The 508-nt window shown below is 53.9% G+C and carries 1 protein-coding gene; it reads right to left on the minus strand.

What is annotated here, in order from left to right; genetic code table 11:
• Nucleotides 1-508 (minus strand): GTP-binding protein (locus I9W95_RS13015; protein ID WP_225675573.1); only part of this gene is annotated, 508 nt, incomplete at both ends.

Genomic DNA, 508 nt, shown 5'->3' on the forward strand with positions numbered 1-508 from the left:
TCAGACAGCAGGTCACGCAGTTCCATTTCAACCAGTTCCAGCATCTCTGCGTATTCTTCAGAGTCTGCGCCACCGCAGTCTTCAGCCAGCAGGTCAGCTTTGTTCAGGAATACTACGATGTAAGGTACACCTACCTGACGAGACAGCAGGATGTGCTCACGAGTCTGTGGCATTGGGCCATCAGTCGCGCCACATACCAGGATCGCGCCGTCCATCTGAGCAGCACCAGTGATCATGTTCTTAACGTAGTCAGCGTGTCCTGGGCAGTCTACGTGTGCGTAGTGACGGCTTGGGGATTCGTACTCAACGTGGGAAGTAGAGATGGTGATACCACGCTCACGCTCTTCCGGAGCATTGTCGATACCGTCGAATGCAACGGCAGAGCCGCCCCATACTTCTGCACATACACGGGTCAGAGCCGCAGTCAGAGTAGTTTTACCGTGGTCAACGTGACCGATAGTACCCACGTTTACGTGGGGTTTGGAACGTTCAAACGTTTCCTTTGCCA

It is taken from the genome of Thalassolituus marinus (assembly GCF_020320395.1).
Classification (GTDB): Bacteria; Pseudomonadota; Gammaproteobacteria; order Pseudomonadales; family Oceanobacteraceae; genus Venatoribacter; species Venatoribacter marinus.